We start from the raw sequence: 22,383 nt of genomic DNA, 5'->3' as shown, positions 1-22,383 counted from the left end.
GCCCGGCACAATGTCCTTATCCCCGGCGGCGGCCACGGCGGCTGCGACGTTCAGGGGCTTGATCATCGCCGGTGCCATCGCCGGCAGATGAAAACGGGCCAAGCGCGGCCACGATTTCTTCCAGCTCCGGTGCGCTGCCCTTGGGCCTTGTGTCCAGCGCCTCGCGCATTTTTTCAAGGTGGCTGGGCATCGTGCCGCAACAGCCGCCGATCACCGACGCGCCGCAGTTGCGGGCCATCACGGCGTAATCGGCCATCAATTCCGGTGTGCCATCATAATGGATGTGGCCGTCAACATACTTGGGAATGCCGGCGTTGCCCTTGGCCACAAGAGGCAAGCGGCCTTCTTCTTTTGCGGCCATGCCCAAAATCGTGCGCAGCAGATCCGACGCGCCCGTGCCGCAGTTTGCGCCAAAGGCCAGTGGCGTGTTGTCCAGATCATGCACCATCTCAACCATCCCTTCGGAGGTCAGCCCCATCATGGTGCGCCCGGCGGTGTCAAAGCTCATGGTGCCGACCCAATCCAGCCCGGCCAGGGCAAAGCCTTCGGCGGCGGCGCGGTATTCCTCGGGGGCGCTGATGGTTTCGAGCCAGCCAATATCGGCGCCTCCGGCCTTTAGTCCATCGGCGGTTTCGTGAAACATCTCAACGGCCAAAGCATGGCTCAGGCTACCGACGGGTTCCATAATCTCGCCGGTTGGGCCAACGGATCCGGCCACGATCACTTTGCGTCCGGCAGTATCAGCAACCTCGCGGCCGATCTCGGCGGCAACGCGGCTTAACTCATGGGCGCGTTTGGCAGCGTCGTGTAATTTGAGGCGCGAGGCATTGGCCCCGAAACTGTTGGTCAGAAACAGATCACTGCCCGCATCCACCGCACCTTTGTAAAGCGCGACGATCTTTTTGGGCTCATCGGTGTTCCAGAACTCCGGTGCGTCGCCTGACATCAGCCCCATATTGAACAGATTGGTGCCCGTGGCCCCATCGGCCAGCAGGGCGCCCTTTTCAGCAAGCAATTGTGTGAAGGCATTGGTCATCGGGCATACTCCGCGCGCGTTACGTCCGCCTCATTTCACGGCGCCTGATCCAGAGCAATCTCATAATCTTCATCTTCTTCATGAAGCGGGTGATCATTGGGCAGCAGGTGGCGTAGGGCGCGCTCACCCGCAGCCCCAAAAAATGCGCCCTCCAATTGACCGAAGGACGCATCAATTCTTGCGCGTTATGGTGCGATAGATCAGTCGGTTTCGGCCATGACCTGCGCCTTGGCTTCGACCAGGAAGCTTGCCATCTTGTCGCGGATGGTTGCCTCATCGGCCTTGTCGCCCAGATCGCCCGCAACCTTGCGGTAAACGTCTTCGTGGCCGGCTTCTTCGAAATCGGACTTGACCACCTCTTTGGCATAGGCCTCGGCGTCGGCGCCGGACTTGCCCATCAGGCCAGCAGCCCAAAGGCCCAGCAATTTGTTACGGCGCGCGTCTGCCTTGAACTGCATTTCTGCGTCATGGGCAAACTTGTTCTCGAATGCTTTTTCGCGGTTGTCGAAGGTGGTCATCATGCTCTCCTGTCTTTGCACGCCTATTATATAGATATGGGTGATCCGTGACCAGCAGACAAGAGCGCACAGGAACGCGCGACGAACCCATGCTTGCAGGGGGGCGGGCCTTAGACTAAGAGGGGGCCAAATCGTCTGGGACCCTCCCAGCCTGTCGCGGAAAGGACGCCCATGGCCCGGCGCAAGAAGATTTACGAAGGCAAAGCAAAGATCCTTTATGAAGGTCCGGAGCCGGGGACAATTGTCCAGTATTTCAAAGACGATGCCACGGCGTTCAACGCCGAAAAGAAAGACGTGATCGAAGGCAAGGGCGTGTTGAACAACCGCCTGTCCGAGTATTTCATGACCGGGCTGAATCAAATCGGCGTGCCGACGCATTTCATCAAACGTCTGAACATGCGCGAACAACTGGTGCGCCAATGCGAGATTATTCCGCTTGAAGTGATCGTGCGCAATTATGCCGCGGGCACCATGTCCAAACGTCTGGGCATCGAAGAGGGCACGCAGCTGCCACGCCCGATCGTAGAATATTGCTACAAAGACGACAGTCTGGGCGATCCTTTGGTGACCGAAGAACATATCGCGGCCTTTGGCTGGGCCAGCCAGCAGGACATGGACGATATTCTAAGCCTGGCGCTGCGTGTGAATGATTTCATGTCCGGCATGATGCTGGCGGTCGGCATTCGTTTGGTGGATTTCAAGATCGAGATTGGCCGCGTTTATGACGGCGATTTCCAACGCCTGATCATCGCTGATGAGATCAGCCCGGACAGCTGCCGTTTGTGGGATATCGAAACCGGTCAGAAGCTGGACAAGGATGTGTTCCGGCGCGATCTGGGATCTCTCACCGACGCCTATACCGAAGTGGCCAAACGGCTGGGTGTGATGCCCAAGTCCTCAACGCCGATTTCCAAACCAACCTTGATCAACTGAAGCCGCGGGAGCGCTTGAGTTTTTTAGCCAAATGAAGCTGGGGGATGTGCAATGAAAGCACGGGTTCATGTGATGTTGAAGAACGGGGTTCTGGACCCCCAGGGCGAGGCCGTGCGCCATGCACTGGGTGCGCTTGGGTTTGATGGCGTGAATGGCGTGCGTCAGGGCAAGGTGATTGAGCTGGATCTCGCAGAGGGCACCTCCGAGGCGGATGTGACTCAGATGTGTGAAAAACTGCTCGCCAATACGGTGATCGAATCCTATTCGGTGGAGATCGGCTGATGCGGGCCGCCCGGCTTACAGCCTGGCGGGCACCATTGGAGATTGCCGATCTGCCGATGCCGGATGCACCAGATGGCGGTGTGGTGTTGCGGGTTCTGGCCTGCGGTGTTTGCCGGTCTGACTGGCACGTATGGACCGGCGCGGACCCGGATGTTTCGCTGCCGCATGTGCCCGGCCACGAATATTGCGGCGAGGTCATCGCCGTGGGCGCAGGTGTGACTCGCTGGCGCATCGGCGACCGGGTGATTGCCCCCTTTATTCTGGCTTGCGGGTCATGTCCTGACTGTGCGCAGGGCCATCAGACGATTTGCGCGCAGCAGGCTTTGCCGGGGTTCACCCATGCCGGTGCGTTTGCCGAAGCGATCGCGGTGCCTTTTGCCGATGCCAATCTGACGGCCTTGCCCGAAGCCCTTGATCCGGCTTTGGCGGCAGCGCTGGGGTGCCGGGTGACAACGGCCTGGCATGCGCTCACGGGGCGTGCGGCGGTGCAGGCCGGTGAATGGGTGGCGGTCTTTGGCACAGGCGGCGTTGGCCTGTCAGCGGCGCTTTTGGCGCGGGGGCTGGGCGCGCGGGTGATTGCGGTTGATGTGGCCCAGGGAAAGCTGGACCATGCCAAGGCCTTGGGCGCAGATGCTGTTGTAAACGCCGCGCAATGCGATCCGGCAGAGGCAATCCGCGAGTTGACAGGTGGCGGCGCAGATGTGGCCATAGAGGCGCTTGGCGTGGTGCAGACAACGGTTCCGGCACTGAAATGCCTGCGCAAACTGGGGCGGATGGTGCAGGTGGGGATGCCTGCAGGCGATCACACCACAATGCCAATCCCGATGGATGCTGTTTATAGCGGTCAACTGGCCGTGTTCGGCACACGTGGCATGCCAAGCTGGCGCTATCCGCCGCTGATCGATTTTATCATGTCTGGCCGTGTGGACTTGACGCCGCTGGTCGCGCGGCGCATTGGACTGAGCCAAGCGACCGAGGAATTGGCCGTATTTGACGGCCCCGCACCGCCCGGCGTGGCGGTGATCACTGATTTCGCAGGTTAAGGAGACCTCTCATGCGCGCAGCTGTTGTTGTTTTTCCCGGCTCTAATTGTGACCGTGACCTTGCCGTTGCCTTTAAGGCGGCCGGTGCAGAGGTGGAAATGGTCTGGCACAAAGACAGCGACCTGCCACAGGGCATTGATATCGTTGGTATTCCCGGTGGGTTTTCCTATGGGGACTACCTGCGCTGCGGCGCGATTGCGGCCCAGTCACCGATTGTGAAATCGGTTAAAGCCCACGCGGATCGGGGCGGTTACGTCATGGGCATTTGCAACGGTTTCCAGGTGCTGACGGAAACCGGCTTGCTGCCGGGGGCGCTTTTGCGCAATGCGGGGCTGAAATACATCTGCAAAACAGTAGGGCTAAAGGTGGAAACCTCGGCCAGCGATTACACCGCCGGATACAACGCAGGGGATGTGATCGACATTCCGATTGCCCACCACGATGGCAATTACTTTGCTGACGACGAGACTCTCAAGCGCCTGCAGGGCGAGGACCGCGTGGCGTTTTCCTATACCGACAACCCCAATGGTGCACAGGCCGATATCGCCGGCATTCTGTCGGAAAACCGCCGCGTTCTGGGGATGATGCCGCATCCGGAGCGGGCGGCAGATGCGGGGCATGGCGGCACCGATGGTGTGGCGCTATTCCGCGCATTGGCAGGTGCGCTGCAGACCGCCTGACTTGAGCAAAACCGCCGCAGCGCGTAAGCTCCGCACATGAGCGAACCTGCCAAAAGACAACAAAGTTTGACGGTCTCCTGGCGTGTTCGGGTGGCCATCGGCCTGTTGATGGTATTGGCGGTGGTGACGATCTCGGTCACCAACAAATTGCTGACCCACAGGTTCACCGAAAGCACCCGCAACCGGGCAGAGCTGCGGATTGCGCTCTACAGCGGCAACCTGTTGGCCGAACTGCGCCAAAACGCGATTGTGCCACAGCTTCTGGCCCGCGATCCGACGTTGATCGGGGCGTTGCAATCTGCGGATTATTCCCTGTCCACCCAGCGGCTTATCTCCTTTGTCGAGGAAATCGGGGCGGCCTCGTTGATGCTGTATGACATTGACGGGCGCACGGTGGCGGCCACGGACCGCAACAGGATCAGTTCGTCACACCGGTCGGAGGCGTATTTTGTTGATGCGATCCGGTCCAATGCGACGATCTTTAGCGTCATCCGGCTAGATGGTGGCGGCTACCGTTTTTTGTATTCGCGGCGCATTCAGGATGGCGGCACCACCATCGGTGTGATTGCCGTCGAAGTGGATCTGCAAAAGTACGAGCGGGCCTGGGCGGGCATTTCGGATGCTGTGATTGTCACCGACAGTCAGGGCGAGATCATTCTGGCCACCGCCCCGCGCTGGCGCGGGCTGACGGAACCTGAGGCGCTGGCCCTTTATACCCCGCAGAACGCCATCGAGCGGGCGATCAAGGCCACGGCGGATTGGACAGCACTGCCTCCTGATGCCTATTTGCAGGGTGAGGCGGTGATGCGCCTGACCAACAAGATCCCGTTTCGCGGCTGGCGCATGACCAGTTATACCACCTATGCCTCCGTGCGCGAGCGGGTGAACGGTGTTCTGGCGCTGGAAGTGATGGGATTTGCGATTCTGCTGGCTTTGGCCTTCTATTTTCTCAGCCGCCGCACCGCCGGACGGCTGGCGATTTTCCAACGGGAGTCGGCCAAACTTCGCGCATTGAACCTCGCCCTGCAGCGGGAAATTGCCGAACGCAAACGGGTGCAAGAGACCCTCGCTGTGGCCGAACAGACGCTTGAACAATCCAGCAAGCTCGCCGCTTTGGGAGAGATGTCGGCGGCAGTCAGTCATGAGCTCAACCAGCCACTGGCGGCGATGAAAACCTATCTGGCGGGGGCGCGGCTTTTGCTGCGCCGCAACCGGCCGGATGAGGCGCTGTCGTCCTTTGGCCGCATTGATGATCTGATCGAACGCATGGGCGCGATCACACGCCAGCTCAAATCCTATGCCCGCAAGGGGCAAGAGGCGTTTTCCCCTGTGGATATGGGCGCGGCGCTGGCCTCAAGCCTGTCGATGATGGAGCCGCAGTTGCGCCAGCGGCAGGTTCAGATCAGCCGGATTGTGCCGGATACGCCCGTCATGGTCATGGGCGACCGGATGCGGATTGAACAGGTTATGGTCAACCTCTTGCGCAATGCTCTTGATGCCACCAAATCAGAACGGAACCCGCAGGTGAACATCATCCTCTCTGCGGGGGAAACCGCGACCCTGACGGTGCGCGACAATGGACCGGGGATCGAAAACCTCGATGCGCTGTTTGAACCGTTCTACACGACCAAACAGCCCGGCGACGGGGTTGGGCTGGGTCTTGCCATTTCGTCGGGGATCGTGAACGACCTTGGGGGTCGCCTGACGGCCCGGAACGGGCAGGCGGGCGGCGCGGTGTTTGAAATGCAATTGCCCATTATGGGCAGTGACAAGAATATAGAAGCGGCGGAGTAGACCAATATGGCTCAGGCAATGAAGATCGCGATTGTCGATGACGAACAGGACATGCGCCAATCCATCAGCCAATGGCTGGCGCTGTCAGGCTATGACACCGAAACCTTTGGCAGCGCCGAGGATGCGCTCAAGGTGCTGGGGCCGGATTATCCGGGCATTGTCATTTCGGACATCAAGATGCCGGGCATGGATGGCATGCAGTTTCTGAAAAAGCTGATGGGCAATGACAGTGCCTTGCCGGTGATCATGATCACCGGCCATGGCGATGTGCCGATGGCGGTTGAGGCGATGCGCGTGGGCGCGTTTGATTTTCTGGAAAAGCCTTTCAACCCGGACCGGATGAGCGAGCTGGCCAAAAAGGCCACCAATGCGCGGCGTCTGGTGATGGACAACCGCGCCCTGCGCCGCGAATTGTCCGATGGCGGGCAGTTGATGAAGAAACTGATCGGCCAAAGCCCGGCCATGGACCGCCTGCGCGAGGATATTCTCGATCTGGGGCAGGCCGATGGTCATGTGCTGATCGACGGCGAGACCGGCACCGGCAAGACATTGGTCGCCCACGCCCTGCACGCCGTTGGCAGCCGGGCGGGCAAGAAGTTTGTCTTGGTGTCCTGCGGCGCATTCGAAGAAGACGCACTGAGCAAACGTTTGTTTGGCCCGATGTTGCCCGAAGACGCGCAATTGCCCGCCATCGAAGAGGCGCGAGGCGGCACGCTTGTGCTGGAAGACATCGAAGCGCTGTCCGAAACCCTTCAGGCGCGGCTTCTGAGCGTGATTAACGAACAAGGCACGCCCGCCGAGACCCGCATCGTCGCGATCTCCAACCTGCAAGAGGCGGGGCGGACGTCCGAGGATTCCCTGCGCTCCGATCTGTTTTACCGGCTCGCTGCCCTGCGCATCACCGTGCCGCCCTTGCGGACACGCGGCGAAGATATTCTGACGCTGTTCACCCGGCTCAGCGAACAATTTGCCGACGAATACGGCTGCGACGCGCCCGAGGTTTCTGCCCAGGAGGCCGCGCAGCTGTTGCAGGCGCCCTGGCCGGGCAATGTGCGGCAGTTGATCAATGTGGCGGAACGGGCGGTGCTGCAATCGCGGCGCGGGTCAGGCACAATCGCATCGCTGCTCATGTCTGATCATGACGAGATGCAGCCGGTGATGACCACCGAGGGCAAGCCGCTGAAGGAATATGTCGAGGCGTTTGAACGAATGTTGATCGACAACACCATGCGCCGGCACAAGGGATCAATCGCCAGTGTGATGGACGAATTGTGCCTGCCACGCCGGACGCTGAACGAAAAAATGGCCAAATACGGCTTGCAGCGGTCAGATTATCTCTGACCGCCGAAGGGTCTTGATCAGCGCGGTTTAAGTTCGATCAATTCTTTTGCGCGGCCATTGTCATCTGTGTGGCAAGTCCAGGAATTGGCGTTAGGCACATCGATAACATATTGATTGATCTCAACAATGGGCAAGGTGGTGTTCAATGTGGCACCGCCGCCCACCTGTTTGTTCACTGCCGCAACACAGCTTTTGGCGGCCCGCAGATCCGCCAGGGCCACCGGATCATTGGCGACGGCCAGTTCATCGCATGCCGCTACGGCGATCAGGGGCAAACACAGGGCTGTGCGCAAAAGATAGTGCATCGGTTGTCATTCCTTCGATTTGGGCTGTCCATGGCCGCAAAAGCCGGACAGGGAGCCGCAGGCCGCCCTGCGCATTGGGCGCGAATGTTCCCACACAACCGTTGCTTGTCAAGCGGAGGGGGCGGTTTTACATAATTGATGGCGGCAGGGCGCGATTGCCCATTGTCATTTGATCACCAAAGCCATTATCTAGGAGGATGGGACAAGAACGTTCAGGCGTTCGATTGATGTCCTTACGAGTTTCGCTGCTTCTGCAGAGCCCCCACCGGGCGCGGAGCAGACCGATTGGGCCGGAAACGGCCAGAGAACCGCTGATGTTTTGACGGGGCAACCCCGGATGAAACCAGTTAACAATGGATGTGCAGGGTCCGCCCTGTCACGTCGGAGAAGAACCGCGATGACGCGCGCACACGCTATGAGCAGACGACCAGAGGCCAGTTTTGGCCCCGTCTTGCCCGCGTCCCACATCGCCCTGACAAGTCACACAACGCAGCCTGAGGCACCCCCGGGGACCGCAGCCGCGCGATTGTTGTGCATAGTGGATTTATGCCTAAGAAAATGCTTATCGATGCCACCCACTCCGAGGAAACTCGGGTTGTGGTGGTCGACGGAAACAAGGTTGAGGAATTTGACTTTGAATCCGAAAACAAACGCCAGCTTGCTGGCAACATCTATCTCGCCAAGGTAACACGGGTCGAACCGTCCCTGCAGGCGGCTTTTGTGGACTACGGTGGCAATCGCCACGGCTTCCTCGCGTTCTCGGAAATCCATCCCGATTATTACCAGATTCCCGTGGCCGACCGTCAGGCGCTGCTGGAAGAAGAACGCGCCTATGCCGAGGCGCAGGCGGCCAAGGATGATGACGAACCCAAGCCCAAGCGGCGCTCACGGTCGCGCAGCCGATCCAAATCCAAAGCCGAGGACGTCACAACCGAGGATGCAAAAACATCTGGTGAAATCGAAGGTATGGAAACCGTCGATCTGACCGATGACGACGAAGTGACCGTCAGCGACGATGAAGCGTCCTCGCCAATGGAACGGGTCACCGAAACGCCGGTCGAGACCCCGACGATGGACGAAGATGCCGATAGCTCTGACGCTGATGAGGGTGACGACGAGGAGGATGCAAAATCCTCCGACGCGGCCTCCAAGGATGAAAGCATCGAATCTGTTGCCGATGAGGACGACAGCGAAGACATCCGTCCTGTGCGCAAACCGCGCCCGAAGCGTTACAAGATTCAAGAAGTGATCAAGGTGCGCCAAATCCTTTTGGTGCAGGTCGTCAAAGAGGAACGCGGCAACAAAGGCGCGGCCCTGACCACCTACCTTTCCCTTGCGGGCCGCTATTGCGTGTTGATGCCCAACACCGCCCGTGGCGGCGGGATCAGCCGCAAGATCACCAATGCCGCAGACCGCAAGAAGCTCAAAGAGATCGCGAACGAAATTCAGGTGCCATCGGGCGCCGGTCTGATCGTGCGCACGGCAGGGGCCAAACGCACCCGCGCCGAGATCAAGCGCGACTATGAATACCTGCAACGCCTCTGGGAACAGATCCGCGAGCTGACGCTGAAATCTATTGCGCCGGCGAAGATCTATGAAGAGGGCGATCTGATCAAACGGTCGATCCGCGATCTTTACAACCGCGAGATTGACGAGGTCTTTGTCGAGGGCGAACGCGGCTACCGCATCGCCAAGGACTTCATGAAGATGATCATGCCCTCGCACGCCAAGAACGTGAAACGCTATGAGGAAGGCCTGCCGCTATTTGCCCGCTATCAGGTGGAAAGCTATCTGTCGGGTATGTTCAATCCAACGGTGCAGCTGCCGTCGGGCGGATATATCGTGATCGGTGTGACAGAAGCCTTGGTGGCGATTGACGTCAACTCTGGCCGGGCGACCAAAGAAGGTTCAATTGAACAAACTGCGCTGAAAACCAACCTTGAAGCCGCTGACGAAGTCGCCCGTCAATTGCGCCTGCGCGATCTGGCCGGTCTGATTGTGATCGACTTTATCGATATGGATGAGCGCAAGAACAACGCCTCCGTCGAGAAACGGATGAAAGACAAGCTCAAGACCGACCGCGCCCGCATTCAGGTGGGCCGCATTTCGGGCTTTGGCCTGATGGAAATGTCGCGGCAACGTCTGCGCCCCGGCATGATCGAGGCGACAACCCAGCCGTGTCAGGCTTGTCACGGCACCGGTTTGATCCGGTCTGATGACAATCTCGCGCTGTCGATCATCCGCCAGATCGAAGAAGAAGGCACACGCCGCCGGTCTCGCGAAGTGCTGGTGAAATGCCCTGTGGGCATCGCCAACTTCCTGATGAACCAAAAGCGCGAACATATCGCCCAGATCGAGGCGCGTTATGGTTTGTCTGTGCGCATCGAAGGTGATCCATCGCTGGTCAGCCCTGAATTCACGCTTGAGAAGTTCAAGACCGCGACACGCAATGTGGCCCCTGTGGCCGATCATATCGTGTCTGTTGATACATCCTTGATGGATCAGATCGACGAGGATGAGGCCGATACATCCAGCGATGAAGAGACCCCAGAAGCGCAATCGTCACACCAGGACAGCGGCGATTCAGACGGCGAGGGCAAACCAAAACGCCGCCGCCGCCGGCGTCGCAGCCGTGGTGGTCGCGGCAAGAATGGTGGCGGTGATTATCAGAACGGCGAAGACAACAAAGACGCGTCTTCTGCCGATGAGAACGCCGATGCGCCCCAGAATGCAGAGGGTTCAGACACCTCCGAACCGGCAAAGCAGGACACTGCTGAAGAGGCCAAATCTGACGCGGCGCCGGTTGCGGCAGATGCGGCCAGTGATGCCAAAGCGGACACGCCAGTAGCGGAAGAAAAGCCCAAGCCCAAAACCCGCAGCCGGTCCCGCAGCACCAGCGCCAAAGCCAAAGCCGAGAAAGAAGCGGCAGAAGCGGCCGCCGATGGGGATGCCAAGACTGCGGAACCTGCACCGGAGGCAGCTGAGGACGAAAAGCCCAAAGCCAAGGCCAAGCCGAAACCGCGCAGCCGCGCCAAGAAGGCGGACAGCAAAGCCACGGAAGAGGCCGCTGCAGAGACCACCATGGCGGAAGAAAAATCGGCCGATGCGGCGGAAGAGAAGCCCAAGCCAAAGCGCACCCGCGCCAAGGCCAAGCCGAAGGCCGAGCCCAAGGCAAAGGCAGCACCAAAATCCAAGACCAAGGCGGCGGAAACTGCATCAGAGCCGGAAGAGGCCAAAGCGCCGGAACAGGCAGCTGCGCCAGCGCCCGAGCCTGCGCCGGAACCTGTTGCCGCCGAAGAGCCCAAGGCCGTCGAGACTGTTGCGGCGGCGGAGCCCGTGGCAGAGGCCAAGCCGGATCAAGCGGAAGAGGCGAAAAAGCCAAAGCGGCGCGGTTGGTGGTCCTTGGGGCGCTAACAGCCCCGAGGTATTGACGAAGAATCAGAAAGGCAGGTCTTTGGGCCTGCCTTTTGCTTTGTTGTATACCTTTTTCTGAGCAGACCGTTGGTGAGGCTACCCAGCCACAGACGGTCAGCCGCCCTTGCGTACCAGATAGACCTGAACGTCACCCTCTTGCGCGGTTTCCACCAACGCATGTCCGGCCTCGGCGCAGAAATGCGGCACATCGATCACCGCCGCCGGATCATCCGCCCGTAGCCGCATACAATCCCCTGCATCCAGAGGGCCAAGCCGTTTGCGCAGTTTCAGGACAGGTAGGGGGCACAACAGCCCAGTGGCATCGAGATCTACAATCTTCATAGGTTTGAGATAAATCAGATGTTACACCCCGTCCACAGTGTTGTGACCGCAAGGGGGCGTGACGGCGGGCGCGAAGGCGGTTAGGTGTGGCCCATGTTTGGAATTGAACTGATTGACGCGGGTCTGATGCCCGCCATGATTATCGCGCTTGTCGCGGGGGTGATCAGCTTTCTCAGCCCCTGTGTGCTGCCGATTGTGCCGCCCTATCTGGCCTATATGAGCGGTGTATCCCTGAACGATATGTCCAGCGGCGGCGAAGCCCGCAGACGTGCTGTGATCGCCGCGCTGTTCTTTGTTCTGGGCCTGAGCACGGTGTTTTTGATCCTTGGCTTCACCGCCTCGGCATTTGGCGCGTTTTTCCTGCAAAATCAGGTGCTTTTTGCGCAAATCTCGGGTGTTGTGATCATCGTCTTTGGTCTGCATTTCATCGGATTGTTCCGGATCCCGTTTCTGGATCAAGAGGCGCGGCTGGACGCGGGTGACAAAGGCGGTTCCAGCTTTGGTGCCTATGTTCTGGGCCTTGCCTTTGCCTTTGGCTGGACGCCTTGCATCGGCCCGCAACTGGGCGCGATCCTGTCCCTGGCGGCCTCCGAAGGGTCGGTCAGCAAAGGCACATTGTTGCTGGGCATTTATGCCATCGGTCTGGGGCTGCCGTTTTTGCTGGCGGCGATGTTTATCACCCGTGCAATGGGTGTGATGAACCGGATCAAACCGCATATGAAACTGGTTGAGCGGATCATGGGCGGTCTGCTGGTTCTGGTCGGGCTGGCAATGGTCACAGGCGCCTTCAGCAGCTTTGCCTTCTGGCTGCTCGAAACCTTTCCGGCATTGGCGACCCTGGGCTGAAATCTGCGGGGTTTTCCCCGCGAATTCACTACCTCTTAGGAGTCTTCGCCGTTAAACTTGTTGGATGAACAGGCAAGGCGCAGATCAACCCTTTCGGCGGCGGGTGTTTTACATTCCCGGCTATGATCCGATCCATCCGCGCCGCTATCGCGAACTCTATCGCAAAGAGGGCGCGGCCCAATCACATATTTCCGGCTATGACATTGCGTTGAAACCCAAAAAGTCAGGCGCAAATTATGGGTGGCACGTGGACGCGATCATGGATGGCCGTGCGGCGCAGGCTGATTTTGAGGTTTTGGTCTGGTCCGACATTGTGCGCGGTTCCATGGATGGCTCGATCGCGGGCACCTATCTGCAACTCGTGCGCACCGCGTGGATCTACATCTGCACCGGCGCACTCTGGCGGTTGATGAAGCTGCGCAAGGGACCGGTGATTGCGGCGCTCTATCCGGTTGGGATGTTGCTGTTGCAATTGCTGCTGGCGGGTTTTGCGTTTTGGGGCATTGCAAGCCTGATCGGGGTCGGGTTCGGGCAGCTGGAACAACAGCTTTGGCCGGGTCGGATCTTTACGCCGCTGTTCTATCCGTCGATTGGCCTGTCATTGGTGGCGGGGGGGCTATGCGCCATTGCCGTGTTGCGTTGGTTCAAACGCAAGGACAATCGCTTTTACGCCTACTACCTGATGCATGATTATGCCTATTCGGCGGCGCAGAGGGGTGGGTATCCTGCAGAGCTGGAGACCCGCATTACCGCGTTTTCGGATGCCATTGCGGCCGCATTGCAAGAGGACGTGGGCGAGGTGCTGGTCGTCGGCCATTCCTCTGGGGCGTATCTGGCGGTGTCTGTTCTGGCCGATCTGCTCCGTGCTGGCCGGGTGCCGGAGACCGGGCCAGCATTGGGTTTTTTGTCATTGGGTCAGGTGGTTCCGATGGTTTCTTTTTTGCCCAAGGCAGACCGTTTGCGCCGCGATCTGCATGAATTGGCAGCCACGGATGCCCTGACCTGGGTGGATGTGACCGCGCCGGGGGATGGCTGCGCCTTTGCGCTTTGTGATCCGGTGGCGGTGTCGGGCGTCGCGCCCGAAGGCAAGAAATGGCCATTGGTGTTTTCCGCGGCCTTTACCCAAACCCTGAGCCCGGCGCGGTGGAAGGCGCTGCGTTGGCGTTTTTTTCGGCTGCATTTTCAATACCTTTGCGCTTTTGACCGCCCGAAAGACTACGATTATTTCCAAATCACCGCTGGACCGATCCCGTTGGGCCAGCGCTATGCCGGCCGCCCGCCATCGAAATCGCGGATCGAGACACCCGTGAACGGCTTTAGGAATATGGCGCCATGACCCTGCCGCCCAAACCGCCCAGCCGGCCCGAGAAAGTGTCGCTTTTGCAGTACATGCGCCTGTTTCGCCGCGATATCCTGTCGGCGCAGCCCGCCAAGCTTTATCGCGCGTGGATGGCCGAATTTCGCACGCCGTTTTTCCGCAGTTTCATGATCAATGATCCGGCGTTGATAGAAACGGTCTTGAAAGAACGCCCCGATGACTTCCCCAAATCCGCCCGGATCAGCGAGGGTCTGCGCCCGTTGTTGGGACAATCGGTGTTTCTGACCAATGGCGAGACGTGGAAACGCCAGCGCCGCATCATTGATCCGGCCTTTGAAGGGGGACGTCTGCGCGAAACATTTCCTGCCATGTGGGATGCAGCGGAGGCCGCAGCGGCGCGACTGGACGGGCAGGCGGGGCAAGTCATCGAGATCGAGGCGGAAACCAGCCATGCCGCCGCCGATGTGATCTTTCGCACCTTGTTTTCGATCCCGATTGATCACCATCTGGCACAGCAGGTCTTCGATGCCTTCCGCAGCTACCAACGCAGTCAACCGATCCTGAACCTGGGCGCATTTGTGCCGCTGCCGCGCTGGATGCCGCGGCTGCACCGCAAAAGCACCCGCATGAACGCTGCCAAGATCCGCCAATTGATCACCGAACTGACGCAAAGCCGGGCGGCCCAGATCGCGGCAGGGACAGCGCCGGATGATCTGGCCACAAAGATCATGACCACCGTTGATCCTGTGACGGGCGAAGGGTTCAGCACCGATGAAATGGTCGATCAGGTGGCGATCTTTTTTCTGGCAGGACACGAAACCAGTGCCTCCGCGCTGGCTTGGGCGCTTTATCTGATGGCGCTTTATCCTGATTGGCAGGATCGGGTTGCGGATGAGGCTACGGCTCTGAAAGACTGTGACTTTTCGGTGATGTCAGCACTCAGGATCAGCCGCGATGTATTCCGTGAAACCCTGCGGCTTTATCCGCCGGTGCCGATGATGGTGCGCGAGGCCGGATGCCCGGAGCATTTCCGCGACCGCCCCGTGCCAAAGGGGGCGCAGCTCGTGCTGAGCCCTTGGCATTTGCATCGCCACGAGCGGTTGTGGGACAATCCCGACAGCTTTGACCCTGAACGGTGGCATACGGAAAATGGCAAGGCCTGTCAGCGCAACGCCTATATGCCGTTTTCCGCAGGTGCGCGGGTCTGCACGGGCGCGGGCTTTGCCATGGTCGAAGGGCCGCTGATCCTGTCGCGGATCTTGCGGGATTACCGCGTCGTGGTGCAGCCGGACAAAACACCGGTGCCGGTTGCCCATCTGACGGTGCGGGCGCAGAACGGCATTTGGCTGCGTCTTGAGCGGCGGTAGGTTCTATCATCGCGGGCGGCTTTGAATTAGAACCCCATTCAAACGGAATCATTTTCAAACGCGGGGATATCAGGATGCCAATCGACAACGCACAAAAGACGCAGATGCAAAGCGGCGCAGGGTTTATTGCGGCCTTGGATCAGTCTGGCGGCTCCACCCCCAAAGCGCTGAGCCTTTATGGCGTTGAACCTGAGGACTACAACGGCGAGACCGAGATGTTTCAGGCAATGCATGACATGCGGGCGCGGATTATTCTGGCCGATGATTTCACCTCGTCCAAGGTGATTGGCGCGATCCTGTTTGAACGCACGATGGACGCGACGATCAAAGACAAACCCGTGGCGCAATTGCTGTGGGAAGATCGCGGCGTGGTGCCGTTTTTGAAGATCGACAAAGGCCTGGCGGATCAGGAAAATGATGTGCAATTGCTCAAGCCGATGCCGGAACTGGCGGCGTTGCTGAACCGTGCCAAGGCGGCCGGCATTTTTGGCACCAAGGAACGGTCCGTCATTCATGAGGCGAATGAAGCGGGCATTGAAGCTGTGGTCGCCCAGCAATTTGAAGTTGCCAAACAGGTCTGCGCGGCGGGGCTGGTGCCGATTATCGAGCCCGAGGTGAATATTCATTCAGGCACAAAAGCACAGGCAGAACAGGTGCTTGCAGCTGCGTTGCTGCGTCATGTTGAGGCCTTGTCGGCAGATGAGCTGGTGATGCTGAAGCTGACCATACCAGAGCAACCGGGGATTTATGATGCCTTGGCCCATCATGCCAATGTGTTGCGGGTTGTGGCTCTTTCTGGCGGTTACTCTACGGATGAGGCCTGCGCGCGGCTGGCACAGAACACCAAGATGATCGCCAGCTTCTCGCGGGCGCTGACCGAAGGGCTGAATGTAAAGATGACCGATGCGGAGTTTAACGCGGCGCTTGGGGCAAATATCAATCAGATTTACAAGGCCTCTGTGGCGTAAAGCACGGCAGGCGGCTCGGACAAAAAGGATGTGGTTGCCGAATTCTTTAAAGAATTCGGACCGTTTCCTTTGAAGGAAACGGGGGCTTGTCGCATTTGGGTCCGTAGGTTTCCGAAGTCTTTAAAGACTTCGTTCCGATTTTTTTGAAAAAATCGGCCCAGTTATCAGGCGAATGGGCTCCTGATTGCAGAAAATGACAAGCTGTCCGGCGTTCTCTACCGCGTGAAAGCCGCGCCGGTTCAGCTCTGTCAGGAACTCCTCCAATCCGACATAACGTTCGATATCGCGAATTTTGCACCTGACCACGCCCCCCTCTCGGGCGGCTTTGGCGCTAAACAAATGGGTCGTCCAGTTTTGCGGGGACAGATCGGCAGGCAGGGTGATGCGCCAACCCTGCCTGGTTAAGGTAAACGTTCCTTTAACGTGCGCAGCACAAACAATCGGATGGCAGAGGCCAGCCCCAGATCCAGCCCGCGTTCGGCATCAATCTGTGCCACCAGCGCATTGATCGGCACGCCGCGCTGCGCCGCTATCGCGCGAAACTCGGCCCAAAACTCGTCCTCCAGAGAGATCGACGTGCGATGCCCCTTAAGCGTGACGGAATGTTTGACGGGCCGCCCGCTCATGGCTCGCGTTTATGCCCGTCCAAAAAGCGCACCGTTTTGTCTGCCTGCGCCTTTTGCACGTTTTTCTCGGCCTTGGTCCGCCCGAACTTCACGCTGTTTTCCTCCGCACGCGCTTTCTTCTCGGCGCGTGCGCGGGATTTTCGCGCCTTGTTCAGGTTGATGGGCGTGCTCATTTAGGACCGATCATCTGCTCCGGCCGCACAACTCGATCAAAGGTCTCTTCATCGACAAAGCCCAGCGCGATTGCCTCTTCCTTGAGGGTGGTGCCGTTCTTATGCGCGGTCTTGGCCACCTTGGTGGCATTGTCATAGCCGATGGTCGGGGCCAGTGCCGTCACCAGCATCAGGCTCTCTTTCATCAGCTTGTCGATCCGCGCCTCATTGGCCAGCGTGCCCACAACCATGTTGTCGGTAAAGCTGCTGGCGGCATCGCCCAGAAGCTGCATCGACTGGATCACATTGTAGCTCATCATCGGGTTATAGACGTTCAGCTCAAAATGACCCTGCGATCCGGCAAAGCCCACAGCCGCGTCATTGCCCATCACATGGGCGCAGACCATGGTCAGCGCCTCGGCCTGCGTCGGGTTCACCTTGCCCGGCATGATAGACGAGCCCGGCTCGTTCTCAGGCAGGATCAATTCGCCCAAACCAGAGCGCGGACCGGAGCCCAGCAGGCGCATGTCATTGGCGATCTTGAACATGGAGGCGGCCACAGTCTTCAGCGCACCGGAGAACATCACCATGGCGTCATGGGCGGCCAGCGCCTCAAACTTGTTGGGCGCGGTCACGAAAGGCAGATCCGTGATCTTGGCGATCTCTGCTGCGACTTTTTCGGCAAAGCCTTTGCGGGTGTTCAAGCCGGTGCCGACCGCCGTGCCGCCCTGGGCCAGTTCGTAAATATCAGGCAGACAGGCTTCAACCCGTGCGATGCCTTTGGCCATCTGATGGGCATAACCGCCAAATTCCTGACCCAGCGTCAGAGGCGTCGCATCCTGCGTATGGGTGCGGCCGATCTTGATGATGTCTTTGAACTCTTCGGATTTTGCCTCAAGTGCGGCGTGCAATTTGCGCAATCCGGGCAACAGCGTATCACGGGCGACCATGCCGATGGCCACATGCATCGCGGTGGGGAAGGTGTCGTTGGACGATTGCCCCATGTTGCAATGGTCATTCGGATGCACCGGGGATTTGGACCCCATCACGCCACCCAGAATCTCGATCGCTCGGTTGGAGATCACTTCGTTGGAGTTCATGTTGGACTGGGTACCGGACCCGGTTTGCCAGACCACCAGCGGAAAGTTGTCGTCGAACTTGCCGTCGATCACCTCTTGCGCGGCCTGCTGGATGGCAGGAGCCAATGCGGCGTCCAGATCACCAAATTCGAGGTTCACCGCGGCGCAGGCTTTTTTGATCACCCCCAGGGCACGCACAATCGCCACAGGCTGTTTTTCCCAACCGATGGGAAAGTTGATGATCGAGCGTTGCGTCTGTGCGCCCCAATATTTGTCTGCGGGGACCTCCAGAGGTCCAAAGCTGTCGGTCTCTGTGCGCGTATCGGCCATGATGCTGTTCCTGCGTTGTGGGCGTTTGCAGGCGGTGTAGCGGTCTGCGCAAGCCAGTGCAATCTGCGATGGCGCTAACGCAAGGCCACAGGTCGCATTCGTCGCAGGGCAAAGTTACTTGCGGAAGCTATCCAGTGAAACAATTTCGGCGTCTTTTGTGGTCTCTTCTTCGACCTCAAGTTCGTCCTCATGTTCCTGCAAAAGCGCGGGCGCCGGTGCATCGGCATCCTCTTCATCACCGTCTTGCTGTTCAAACCGCAGGCCAAATTCCACCGACGGATCCACAAAGGTGCGGATCGCATCATAGGGGATATAAAGCGGTTCTGGCGCGTCGCCAAAATTGAGTGTGACCGAGAACCCTTCCTCGGTGACCTCAAGATTGTCGTACCAATGCTGCATCACCACTGTCATTTCGCCGGGATAGCGATCAGACAGCCAATCGGCCAATTCTGCGTCAGGATGGGCGGTGTCAAACGTGATGAAGAAGTGATGATTGCCGGGCAAACCGTGCGCGGCAACATCGAGCAGTACATTGCGGATCAAACCGCGCATGGCATCATGCATCAGGTTACCGTAGTCGATCTCGCGGCTCATCCTCATCTCCGGTTTGGCGCTCGGGCTGGGGGTAGCATACGCCATTTGCCGCCAAGGGAAAGAGGCTACCTTAAAGAAGTGCGAAGACCAGCGCGGCCAATGCCAAAAGCGTCATACTCAGGACAAAACCACGTTTCAGGCCCAGCATAAGAACGGCCGCCGCGATGGTGAATGTGGCAGCTAAACCATTGAAACTGCTCCATTCCGGTATCGGCAAGGCCAAGGCGGCACTGCCGTGAACTTGATCAAAAAGGACATGCAGGGCAAACCAGACTGACAGGTTGGCTATCACCCCGACCACAGCCGCGGTAATGGCCCGCAGCGCCCCGGCAAGGCGCGGTTGGGCGCTGATCTGTTCAAGGTAGGGACCGGCCAGAAAGATCCACAGAAAACAGGGGGTAAAGGTCACCCAAAGCGCCAGCAGACCCGCCGTGATGGCCCCTGTGACACCGGTTTGGGCAAATCCCGCCAGCAGCGCGACAAATTCTGTCACCAAGATCAACGGGCCGGGTGTGGTTTCGGCCAGACCCAGTGCATCGATCATCTGACCGGTGGTGATCCAGCCGAAATCCTGCACCACGGTTTGGGTCATATAGGCCAGAACCGCATAGGCGCCGCCAAAGGTCACAACCGCCAGCTTGGAAAAGAACAGCCCAAGTTGCAGCAAGAATTGATCATCCAGCGCCCAGAGCGCCGCCAAGGGTGCGGCCCAAAGGCCACCCCAGATGGCAATGGTGCGCAGGCTGTGTACGGCGCGGGCAGGGGTGTGGGCGTTGTTACTTACGGGCGACGCTGTCCCCCGCGCGGCAATCATGCCCCAAAGGCCAGCGGCAAGAATGATCAAGGGAAAGGGCAAGCCAAAAACAAAGAGCGCCAAAAAAGATAGCAACGCCAGCGCCCATCCCTGCACCCCATGCAGCGCCTTGCCGGCCACTTTGCTCAGGGCTTGAAAAACCACAACGATCACCGCTGCCTTGATGCCCAAAAATGCCGCCTGCACCAGCGGCAGCTGGCCAAAATAGGCATAGCCCAGGGCCAGCACAGCAATCACAATCGCCCCCGGCACCACAAACAGCAATCCGGCCAGCAATCCACCCGCAACCCCGCGCATCCTCCAGCCTGCATAGGTGGCCAGTTGCATCGCCTCGGGGCCGGGCAACAACATGCACAGCGACAGCGCCCGCAGATAGCTGTCTTCATCCAGCCATGGGCGTTCCTCCACCAATTCGCGGTGCATCAGGGCGATCTGCGCAGCGGGACCGCCAAACGAAAGCAGGCCAATGCGCCCAAAGATGCGGGTCATCTCCGACCAGTTCGGTGCGCTCATTGCCGTGGTCCTGCGGGCCAGTCGTGGCCCTCGTCCGATCCATCCCGCGCCCAACGGTAAAGCGCATCATAAAGCGCCATACCTGCCTCAAGCTGCTGCAGATCGTCACGGTACTGGCGGGACAACCCGACAGAAAGAGCAAGCAAACCAGAAGCTTGCGGAGACTTGTCATGTGTATTGGTATCTGCCGCCCGCACCACCTGTGCCAGCCTGTCCAGTGCCTCGGTGTGCAGGGCGAATTCATCCAGCATCGTGTCAAAGGTGCAGTTCTCGCCTCGGTGCGACCAGAACACATCCTCAACATCAAATGGGGTCGCGCCATACCGGTCCGCGACGCCCATGACCTCGGCGGGAGAGACAAACAGGAACCGCGCGGCAGGGTCAACAAAACGACGGATCAGCCAAGGGCAGGCGATCCGGTCAATCTTGGGCCGGTGGCGCGTCACCCATAGCGTACTGCCTGCCACAGGGGCCGGAATGGCGGCAAAGGGAATGCGTGGCGCGGCGTCATGGTCGCGCCAGCCGTACATGCCCCCCTTGAGGTACTCGGCCTTGATCCCGTCCTGGCGCAGCCATGCGGCCAGGCCTTGGCTGAGTTTGATACCTTTTTGACAGGTGATCACGCAGGCCCGACCCTGCAATCGGGATTTCAGCCCTTCAATGTCGGTATGGGGGTGCCGGAAAGATCCGGGAATAAGGTAGGGATCATCGGCAAAATCGGGATCTATCGAAATATCGACAATGACCGGCGCATCGGGCAGGCCGATCAGGCGCAAGAGTTGAGGAACGGTGATTTCATTTGGGGCAGCCATGGCATGCGTCCTTTTTGTGGATACATGCGAACTTTTGGCTGGCGCCTCACGGGGCGTTCGCGGTTGCTCCCCATAGGGTCAAACCATCATTGATGTGCGGCATTGTCAAGCGGCGCGCGCGTTGCGCCTAGCCCAATATGTCGCGCGCGATCCGTTCAAAAATTGCCGCACCGATGGGGATCAGATCATCGGGAAAGTCGTAATCAGGGTTGTGTAGGGCCGCAAAGTCCACCCCCGGCCCAAGGCAGAGCATGGCGGCTTTTGCGTCCCAGCCAAAGACGCCAAAATCCTCTGAGGCCCGCATCGGCAGGCCGCTGTCGTCATTCGAAACCCCGATTGCATCCATCGCTGCAACGGCTAGGGCGGCGGCCTCCGGATCATTGATCGAGGCGTTGAAATGGTCAAACACCTCAAATTGCACGGTCAAGCCATGCTGTTTGGCGGCTTCTGTTGCCAATTGCCGGGCGGCTTGTTGCAGCGCATCCAGTCCGTCGTCCTGCGCGGTGCGCAGGGTGGCATTGATCACCGCGTCCGCGGGCGCGATGCCAAAGGTCGGCTCGCCGATGTTGATATGGGTGAGCGTCACAAGTTTGAAATCATCGGTCAACGCGCCGCCAACGCCCAATGCGCCCAATGCCGGGATCAGTTCGGCCACGGCCAAGGCAGGGGACCGGCCCTCTTCTGGTTCTGCGGCATGGGCGGTTTTGCCACTGAGCCGGATTTGCAGGCCCAGCGAGGCGCAGTTGATCAGCCCCGCTCGGGTGGACACATGCCCAAAGGGTTTGCCAGGCTCATTGTGGATGGCAAAGGCCCAATCGGGCGCAATCTCGGCATAGGCCGGATCTGCGACCACCGCCCGCGCGCCGCTGCCGTCTTCTTCGGCAGGTTGGAACATCAGGACAACGCGCCCCTTTTGCACCGGCTGCCGCGACAGCATCCGGCCAAGCGCCAGCAACATGGTCATATGGCCATCGTGGCCGCACAAATGCCCCTTGCCGGGGATATCGGACACCCACGGGGCGTCCGAAAGTTCCTCAATCGGCAGCGCATCCAGTTCGGCGCGAAACAGCACCGTCGGTCCGGGCTGGCCGCTGTCAAAGACCGCCGCGACCCCATGACCGCCCAGATCCGTCAGGATACGGCTTGGGGCCAGATCGCCCAATGCCGTCTGAATGGTGCGGGCAGTCTCGGCCTCCTGGCCGGAGATTTCGGGGCGGCGGTGCAGGGCACGGCGGAAAGCGGTCAGCTCCACCAGATCGGAATTTGTCAGCAAGGG

22 protein-coding genes are annotated in these 22,383 nt (G+C 59.4%); 11 read left to right on the top strand and 11 right to left on the bottom strand.

All coding sequences use genetic code 11. The features are described from left to right. Positions 1–16 precede the first annotated feature (16 nt). Both bmt and JNX03_RS05180 read right to left on the bottom strand, forming a co-directional pair. Complete coding sequence (gene bmt / locus JNX03_RS05185; RefSeq protein ID WP_203211354.1) at positions 17–1,036, bottom strand: betaine--homocysteine S-methyltransferase; 1,020 nt, start codon at positions 1,034–1,036, stop codon at positions 17–19. 200 nt (positions 1,037–1,236) lie between these two features. After that, positions 1,237–1,554 carry a DUF1476 domain-containing protein gene (locus tag JNX03_RS05180; RefSeq protein ID WP_203211353.1) on the bottom strand — a complete coding sequence of 106 codons (318 nt, stop codon included), beginning with the start codon at positions 1,552–1,554 and terminating at the stop codon, positions 1,237–1,239. A gap of 171 nt (positions 1,555–1,725) precedes the next feature. Between JNX03_RS05180 and purC the strand changes: the two genes are divergently transcribed. Genes purC through JNX03_RS05150 form a run of 6 tightly spaced genes read left to right on the top strand, consistent with a single transcriptional unit; the run spans position 1,726 to position 7,627 of the window. Beyond that, entirely contained in the window at positions 1,726–2,487 is a 762-nt protein-coding gene (gene purC, locus JNX03_RS05175) for a phosphoribosylaminoimidazolesuccinocarboxamide synthase (protein ID WP_203211352.1), read from the top strand. A gap of 51 nt (positions 2,488–2,538) precedes the next feature. Next, positions 2,539–2,769 carry a phosphoribosylformylglycinamidine synthase subunit PurS gene (gene purS / locus JNX03_RS05170; protein ID WP_203211351.1) on the top strand — a complete coding sequence of 77 codons (231 nt, stop codon included), beginning with the start codon at positions 2,539–2,541 and terminating at the stop codon, positions 2,767–2,769. Beyond that, complete coding sequence (locus tag JNX03_RS05165) at positions 2,769–3,812, top strand: zinc-binding dehydrogenase (RefSeq protein WP_203211350.1); 1,044 nt, start codon at positions 2,769–2,771, stop codon at positions 3,810–3,812. Before purS ends, JNX03_RS05165 begins: the two co-directional genes overlap by 1 nt. Before the next feature lie 11 nt (positions 3,813–3,823). Further along, positions 3,824–4,492, top strand: a complete 669-nt coding sequence (purQ, locus tag JNX03_RS05160) for a phosphoribosylformylglycinamidine synthase subunit PurQ (RefSeq protein WP_203211349.1) — start codon at positions 3,824–3,826, stop codon at positions 4,490–4,492. Positions 4,493–4,528: 36 nt separating this feature from the next. Continuing rightward, a complete protein-coding gene (locus tag JNX03_RS05155; RefSeq protein WP_203211348.1) occupies positions 4,529–6,286 on the top strand; it encodes a sensor histidine kinase in 1,758 nt (585 codons plus the stop codon). A 6-nt stretch (positions 6,287–6,292) separates the two neighbouring features. Beyond that, on the top strand, positions 6,293–7,627 hold the full coding sequence (locus JNX03_RS05150; RefSeq protein WP_037904222.1) for a sigma-54-dependent transcriptional regulator: 1,335 nt from the start codon (positions 6,293–6,295) through the stop codon (positions 7,625–7,627). A gap of 17 nt (positions 7,628–7,644) precedes the next feature. Here JNX03_RS05150 and JNX03_RS05145 read toward each other — a convergent pair whose 3' ends face one another. Next, complete coding sequence (locus JNX03_RS05145) at positions 7,645–7,932, bottom strand: hypothetical protein (RefSeq protein WP_203211347.1); 288 nt, start codon at positions 7,930–7,932, stop codon at positions 7,645–7,647. A gap of 546 nt (positions 7,933–8,478) precedes the next feature. Here JNX03_RS05145 and JNX03_RS05140 point away from each other — a divergent pair. Next, the gene (locus tag JNX03_RS05140; protein WP_203211346.1) at positions 8,479–11,346 is read left to right on the top strand and encodes an Rne/Rng family ribonuclease; all 2,868 of its coding nucleotides are present in this window, start codon (positions 8,479–8,481) and stop codon (positions 11,344–11,346) included. A gap of 114 nt (positions 11,347–11,460) precedes the next feature. Here the strand turns inward: JNX03_RS05140 and JNX03_RS05135 are convergent, their stop codons facing one another. Next, on the bottom strand, positions 11,461–11,688 hold the full coding sequence (locus JNX03_RS05135; protein WP_203211345.1) for a sulfurtransferase TusA family protein: 228 nt from the start codon (positions 11,686–11,688) through the stop codon (positions 11,461–11,463). Positions 11,689–11,781: 93 nt separating this feature from the next. On the opposite strand from JNX03_RS05135, the gene JNX03_RS05130 reads away from it, so the two are divergent. The 4 genes from JNX03_RS05130 (at position 11,782) to JNX03_RS05115 (ending at position 16,187) form a co-directional block, all read left to right on the top strand. Continuing rightward, positions 11,782–12,534, top strand: coding sequence for a cytochrome c biogenesis CcdA family protein (locus JNX03_RS05130; RefSeq protein ID WP_203211344.1), 753 nt, complete (start codon positions 11,782–11,784; stop codon positions 12,532–12,534). A gap of 64 nt (positions 12,535–12,598) precedes the next feature. Next, positions 12,599–13,870 carry a hypothetical protein gene (locus tag JNX03_RS05125; RefSeq protein ID WP_203211343.1) on the top strand — a complete coding sequence of 424 codons (1,272 nt, stop codon included), beginning with the start codon at positions 12,599–12,601 and terminating at the stop codon, positions 13,868–13,870. Then, a complete protein-coding gene (locus JNX03_RS05120; protein ID WP_203211342.1) occupies positions 13,867–15,219 on the top strand; it encodes a cytochrome P450 in 1,353 nt (450 codons plus the stop codon). The genes JNX03_RS05125 and JNX03_RS05120 overlap by 4 nt, the downstream gene beginning before the upstream one ends. Before the next feature lie 74 nt (positions 15,220–15,293). Continuing rightward, entirely contained in the window at positions 15,294–16,187 is an 894-nt protein-coding gene (locus tag JNX03_RS05115) for a fructose bisphosphate aldolase (protein ID WP_203211341.1), read from the top strand. A gap of 401 nt (positions 16,188–16,588) precedes the next feature. Here JNX03_RS05115 and JNX03_RS05110 read toward each other — a convergent pair whose 3' ends face one another. The 7 genes from JNX03_RS05110 to JNX03_RS05080 form a co-directional block, all read right to left on the bottom strand. Beyond that, on the bottom strand, positions 16,589–16,813 hold the full coding sequence (locus tag JNX03_RS05110) for a ribbon-helix-helix domain-containing protein (protein ID WP_203211340.1): 225 nt from the start codon (positions 16,811–16,813) through the stop codon (positions 16,589–16,591). Then, positions 16,810–16,986 (bottom strand): DUF4169 family protein, encoded by a 177-nt coding sequence (locus tag JNX03_RS05105; protein ID WP_203211339.1) that lies wholly within the window; start codon positions 16,984–16,986, stop codon positions 16,810–16,812. The genes JNX03_RS05110 and JNX03_RS05105 overlap by 4 nt, the downstream gene beginning before the upstream one ends. Further along, positions 16,983–18,374, bottom strand: a complete 1,392-nt coding sequence (gene fumC, locus JNX03_RS05100; RefSeq protein WP_203211338.1) for a class II fumarate hydratase — start codon at positions 18,372–18,374, stop codon at positions 16,983–16,985. Before fumC ends, JNX03_RS05105 begins: the two co-directional genes overlap by 4 nt. 114 nt (positions 18,375–18,488) lie before the next feature. Continuing rightward, positions 18,489–18,968, bottom strand: coding sequence for an SspB family protein (locus JNX03_RS05095; protein WP_203211337.1), 480 nt, complete (start codon positions 18,966–18,968; stop codon positions 18,489–18,491). Between the two features lie 70 nt (positions 18,969–19,038). Then, the gene (gene chrA / locus JNX03_RS05090) at positions 19,039–20,295 is read right to left on the bottom strand and encodes a chromate efflux transporter (RefSeq protein WP_203211336.1); all 1,257 of its coding nucleotides are present in this window, start codon (positions 20,293–20,295) and stop codon (positions 19,039–19,041) included. Beyond that, entirely contained in the window at positions 20,292–21,107 is an 816-nt protein-coding gene (locus tag JNX03_RS05085) for a chromate resistance protein ChrB domain-containing protein (protein WP_203211335.1), read from the bottom strand. Before JNX03_RS05085 ends, chrA begins: the two co-directional genes overlap by 4 nt. A gap of 127 nt (positions 21,108–21,234) precedes the next feature. Then, positions 21,235–22,380: an amidohydrolase gene (locus JNX03_RS05080; RefSeq protein ID WP_203212143.1), complete on the bottom strand. Its 1,146-nt coding sequence runs from the start codon at positions 22,378–22,380 to the stop codon at positions 21,235–21,237. Between the last annotated feature and the right edge of the window lie 3 nt (positions 22,381–22,383).

The organism is Sulfitobacter mediterraneus (assembly GCF_016801775.1).
GTDB classification, from domain to species: domain Bacteria; phylum Pseudomonadota; class Alphaproteobacteria; order Rhodobacterales; family Rhodobacteraceae; genus Sulfitobacter; species Sulfitobacter mediterraneus_A.
The sequence above is the reverse complement of the archived record's forward strand: the minus strand, read 5'-3'. Positions and strand labels throughout refer to the sequence as shown.